5 protein-coding genes are annotated in these 5,270 nt (G+C 35.1%); 4 read left to right on the top strand and 1 reads right to left on the bottom strand.

All coding sequences use genetic code 11. The features are described 5' to 3' along the window. Positions 1-801 precede the first annotated feature (801 nt). The 4 genes from ACILQF_RS10250 to ACILQF_RS10235 all read left to right on the top strand — a co-directional run bounded on the left by ACILQF_RS10250 (position 802) and on the right by ACILQF_RS10235 (position 4,667). A complete protein-coding gene (locus ACILQF_RS10250) occupies positions 802-1,557 on the top strand; it encodes a bacteriorhodopsin (protein WP_395627315.1) in 756 nt (251 codons plus the stop codon). 52 nt (positions 1,558-1,609) lie between these two features. Continuing rightward, complete coding sequence (locus ACILQF_RS10245; RefSeq protein ID WP_395627314.1) at positions 1,610-2,803, top strand: lycopene cyclase family protein; 1,194 nt, start codon at positions 1,610-1,612, stop codon at positions 2,801-2,803. Continuing rightward, the gene (locus tag ACILQF_RS10240) at positions 2,784-3,713 is read left to right on the top strand and encodes a Brp/Blh family beta-carotene 15,15'-dioxygenase (RefSeq protein ID WP_395627313.1); all 930 of its coding nucleotides are present in this window, start codon (positions 2,784-2,786) and stop codon (positions 3,711-3,713) included. The genes ACILQF_RS10245 and ACILQF_RS10240 overlap by 20 nt, the downstream gene beginning before the upstream one ends. Before the next feature lie 75 nt (positions 3,714-3,788). Continuing rightward, entirely contained in the window at positions 3,789-4,667 is an 879-nt protein-coding gene (locus ACILQF_RS10235; RefSeq protein ID WP_395627312.1) for a bestrophin family protein, read from the top strand. A gap of 45 nt (positions 4,668-4,712) precedes the next feature. On the opposite strand, the gene ACILQF_RS10230 is transcribed toward ACILQF_RS10235, so the two are convergent. Continuing rightward, on the bottom strand, positions 4,713-5,102 hold the full coding sequence (locus ACILQF_RS10230; protein ID WP_395627311.1) for a hypothetical protein: 390 nt from the start codon (positions 5,100-5,102) through the stop codon (positions 4,713-4,715). Between the last annotated feature and the right edge of the window lie 168 nt (positions 5,103-5,270).

Genomic DNA, 5,270 nt, shown 5'->3' with positions numbered 1-5,270 from the left:
CACCACTCATCCCTTTCAAGCCTATCGAAGCGTTTTAGCCAAATGAGCTAATCCCCCGTTTTATTAAAAATCTATTCCCTCACCACTCATCCCTTTCAAGCCTATCGAAGCGTTTTAGCCAATTGAGCTAGTCCCCCGTTTTATTAAAATCTATTTCCTCACCACTCATCCCTTTCAAGCCTATCGAAGCGCTCTAGCCAAATGAGCTAATCCCCCGTTTTATTAAAATTTATTCCCTCACCACTCATCCCTTTCAAGCCTATCGAAGCGTTTTAGCCAAATGAGCTAATCCCCCGTTTTATTAAAATCTATTCCCTCACCACTCATCCCTTTCAAGCCTATCGAAGCGTTTTAGCCAAATGAGCTAATCCCCCGGGTTTTAATCTATTTAATGATTGAATTTCTAGTGCAATAATCAACATTTTTAATCCATTTTACAATTTTAATTGCCGAATTTTTCCTGATTTTGATAAAAAACACAAAACAAAAGCAGAGTTTTCAATGATTTAATTGTCTTGTAATTGTCAAATGCGTGTTGAAACATTTATTATATTCATTAACTAAATTACTGCCCTCAATGCAGTTAAAACGCTTTTATTTTAAAGATAATCTCTGATTTCCACACCACTATTATTTCCCTATTTATTAATTTCTTATAAAATAAGTACAATTACTTATTCGTTTTTATAATTTTTATTTCCTAGGTTTAGTTTAGAATTAATTAAGTGCTAGCAGGCGCACTATAAAAAACTGGGCGGAACTGAAAAGCCATACGAGTAGGATTAACCATAAACGTATTATATGTCAACATTAATTCTAAGTGCGATGGCTGCTGATTCAGATGCTTTAGCGCGTATTACAAACGGTGACCCAATAGCTATTACCTTCTTTATAGGTTATATGGCTATGCTAGCGTCTGCAGTTTTCTTTTTCGTTGAAAGAGGTTCAGTAGATCCAAAGTGGAGAATTTCTTTGTTAGTTTCAGGATTAATTACTGGAATTGCAGCAGTACACTACTACTACATGAGAGATTTTTATCTTGCAACAGGACAAAGCCCAACAGCTTTCCGATATGTAGATTGGACACTAACTGTTCCATTGATGTGTGTAGAGTTTTACTTATTAACCAAGCCATTTGGCGCAAAAGGTTCAACTTTATTCAAGTTGATTCTTGGTTCATTAGCGATGCTAATTTTTGGTTTTATTGGCGAAACCTCAGGTATTGACAACAATATTATGTGGGGAGTTCTTTCTACTCTTGGTTACTTGTACATTGTTTACGAAGTATTCGCAGGCGATGTTGCTAGATTAACTAAAGAATCAAATAGCCCAGCATTATCAAGAGCTATGTTCTTGTTGAAAATCTTTATTACCCTTGGTTGGTCTATCTATCCAATAGGATACATGGTATTGCCAGGAAACTTATTATCAGGTATGTTTGATGTTAGTTCAATTGATTTGTTCTACAACTTAGCTGATGCAATCAATAAAATTGGTTTCGGTTTAGTTATCTATTCTGTAGCAGTTGCTGAAACAGCAAAAGCTAAAAAAGCATAATCTATCCCTTAACAAATTGAATTTTAATTAATTTAAATAAAAGGTATCCTTCATGGATACCTTTTATTTTATATTCCTTTTTTATTTATTTTTCAGTTTAATGATGGATGCTAATATTATTGTTGTAGGTGGTGGCTGTGCAGGCATGCAGTTAATTAATGCCTTGCTTAAATTACCTGTCGAGCAAACTGGTGACATTTTATTGATTGAGAGCAATCTGCATCCCGCTCATAAATCTTGGTGCTTCTGGACTAGCAAGCCATCTGAATATGATTTTTTAATCAGTAAGTATTGGTCGGTTTTAAATTTTTCTTCTTCAAGCTCCGATTTAAAAAAAGAAATTGCGCCCTACAGGTATAATTATATCAACAGTGAGCGTTTTTTTGAATACCACCATCAGCTTATTGATCAATCTTCCCGCATTAAGGTGGTTTATGAGAATGTTAGGCAGTTTAAGTCTGAAAACGGAATCAAGCAAGTCATTACCTCCAATAAATGCTATCAGGCCAATCATGTTTATAGTAGTCTGCTAGATGCCGGCTCCCTTGAGTCTAATAAATTGCTGTTATGGCAACATTTTAAAGGTTTATTCGTGAAATCTGATCGCCCAATTTTTAGGTCTAATCAGGCTACTATCATGGATTTTAGCATTCCTCAAGATGGTGCAACACATTTTATGTATGTTTTACCTTTTTCCGAAACAGAAGCCTTAATTGAGTTTACGTCTTTTTCAAAAGTTGATTCTTATACCGATTATACCTACAATTCTTACCTTGAAAAATATATCTCCGATAAATTTGATTGTACCTTCGAAATTATTAGAGAGGAAAAGGGTAAAATCCCTATGACCAATTTTGATTTCCCAGCTGTAAGTGAACATGGTGTGATTCAAATTGGCTCTGCTGCCGGGCTGATTAAGCCTAGTACGGGTTATGCCTTTAATCGAATTTCAAGACATACCGAATATTTAATACAATGTTTTTTGAACCCTAATCCGACGATTGGTAAAATGAAAGGCCTAGCCAGATTCCATTTCTATGATAGTCTGCTACTTCAAATAATTCAAAATGAGCCTGAAAAAGTAGCTACAATTATGGACCAGCTATTTTCAAGGAATTCATTCAATAAAATATTGACCTTCCTAGATGAACATTCAAGTGTTTTGGAAGAAATGTCTCTTTTTAGTACATTGCCAAAGCGTTTATTTTTAAAACAGGTGCTTAAATATGTTCAAGCTAAAATCTAAATATCTTCGCTTTACGTATCTCTTTTTTGCAAGTGCCTTGTTTTTAGTGCATTATATTTTTCCGATAAATCAAACTATCCAGCTTGTGTTTTTTGGCTTAGGAGTGCTTTTCTTTGGAATACCTCACGGTTCGCTAGATCATTTTATTTATCATCATGAACGTAAGGAGCTAATGAGCATTAAATCGCTAGCCAATTTTCTACTTTTTTACCTCGGCTTTGCTCTCCTTTATTCACTCCTTTGGGTAATTAGCGTAGAGTTATCCATTTTAGTGTTTATCATAATTTCGGCCTATCATTTTGGTGAGATGGACCTGAAAAGTCTGGGTTTGAAAGCCAACTTGGGCTCTAGAGCTCTGTTTTCTATTTACGGTCTTCTTTTTCTTGTAAATTACCTTCTTTATCAATTCCCCCAAGTGGAAGCCATTTTACTCGGTTTCCCCGGATTCGACTATAGCCAAATTGAAAAATTAAAATTGCTGTATGGTTACCAAATGGAAGTGATGATAAGCTCCATTCTCCTATTTATACCAGTTTTACTAATTTACCTTATTCGGAACAAGCAAATGGGCTTTTTACAGCTTGAAGCTATTCTACAACTTGCTTTGCTGATGCTTATTGTTTTTAATTTACCGATTTTGCTTGGCTTCGGACTATATTTTAATATTTGGCATGCAGGGCTTTCGATGGTAGAAATTAAAAAATTTCTTGGCTGGCAAGATAAAAGCTATTGGTTTATTTACCGTAAATCATGGGTCACCAACGGACTCTCATTCCTAATGATTGCTATTTTGTTTATGGTATTCAGGGGTAATGTAGAAAGGCTGTTAGCTATTTTCTTTATGGCAATTGCAATCTTAACTGCTCCACACATGAAAGTTATATCAAGTTTTTTTTCAAAGGAACGCTAGGGAGGCTTATTAAATACAGGTTTTTTCCTCGCCAAACTATTTCCTTATTTCATATTCATTTCCTTATTTTGCAGCATGATCGTATATAATCCTAAAGATTGGTTTTACTCAACCTTTTATCTTCATCGTTCAGATACTGCGCGTAAATTATTCCCGCTAATGCTCGCTTTAGCTGCCTATTCGGGTGGGATAGCATATTATGAGCTTGAGTACATCAAGCTTTCTGATGTAGCTTGGGTAAAAAATATTACGATTGTTCATAACCTATTAGGCTTTGTGATGTCAATATTGCTTGTTTTTCGTACTAATACTGCCTATGATCGTTGGTGGGAAGCGCGTAAACAATGGGGAACATTAACCAATTCTAGTCGTAGTTTAGCTATGAAAATGAATGCTTTTCTCGATAAAGATGATCAAGTGAACCGCAGCTTTTATAAAAAATCTATTCCTCTCTTTGCCGAAACTTTGTTCACCCATCTTCGCTCCAATAAAACCTTATTTATGCTTGATTCCATTGAGCATCCTGAATTTGAAACGCTCGATGCCGCTAAACATGGTCCAAATCAAGTGGCTTCCATGATCGTTTCTAGAAGTGCCTCGCTTTATCAAAAAGGGCTTATCAGTGGCGATCAGCTATTAGTGATAAACAATGATCTGAACTCTTTTACAGATGTTTGTGGTGCTTGTGAGCGAATAAAAAATACGCCTATACCACTATCCTATAGCTCCTTTATTAAGAAATTTATTTTCATTTATGTTTTGACTCTGCCTGTAGGCTTTGTTTTCTCAATGGGATATTTTGTAATCGCTGCGGTACCCTTCATATTTTATGTAATGGCCTCGCTTGAGCTTATTGCGGAGTCGATTGAAGATCCTTTCGGACTAGATCCGGATGATTTGCCTATCGATAAAATTGGAGCAAATATTAGAACTCATGTCGCGGAAATTATCTGATTTATTTAATCAGCTCTTTTTATACTATTAAAAAATTAGCTTTTGTTAATTTTTTAATACTTCAGTTAAAAAATTATTGCAGTCGTATTTAACGCTTATGAATTTTTTTTCTACTCCCTTCATTTTTTGTCTCAACTCTGATTGGAGCTTTTCGGTTTCAAAGTTTATGAGTGCGTCTTCAAGAAGTTGTCCATCACTCGTGAGTTCGGCCTCTTGTTCTTCAATAGACTCCAAAATGGAGTCAAATTTTTCCGATAAATTTCCTAAAAGTGTTTGATAAGAATTAACTTTTTCGGCAAGCCCCACGACAGAATTTCTCCTCAAGATTTCATATAATTTTGACTCAATATGATCCATTTCAGTCGCGTAAAATTTTAGGGATTGATCCCAGTTTTCTAGTTCTTCAGAATAGTGTTCTGCAATAGTTTTTGCCATAGCTTTTTTTCAATTTCTAATTTTTTCTCAATTTTAAAGTGGATTATGCATTTTTTGTATTACCATTTGTCCCAGTGAATATTTTTTGGTTCATATTTATCCTCAGCATGTTCATCACCAATTGGGTGCCCAATGGCTATTATATTTAGGGGAATAATATTCTGTGGG

Origin of the sequence: Daejeonella sp., from assembly GCF_044232565.1 — a bacterium.
GTDB lineage: Bacteria > Bacteroidota > Bacteroidia > Sphingobacteriales > Sphingobacteriaceae > Daejeonella.
Note: the sequence above shows the minus strand (reverse complement) of the source record. Positions and strands in the feature narration are given on the sequence as shown.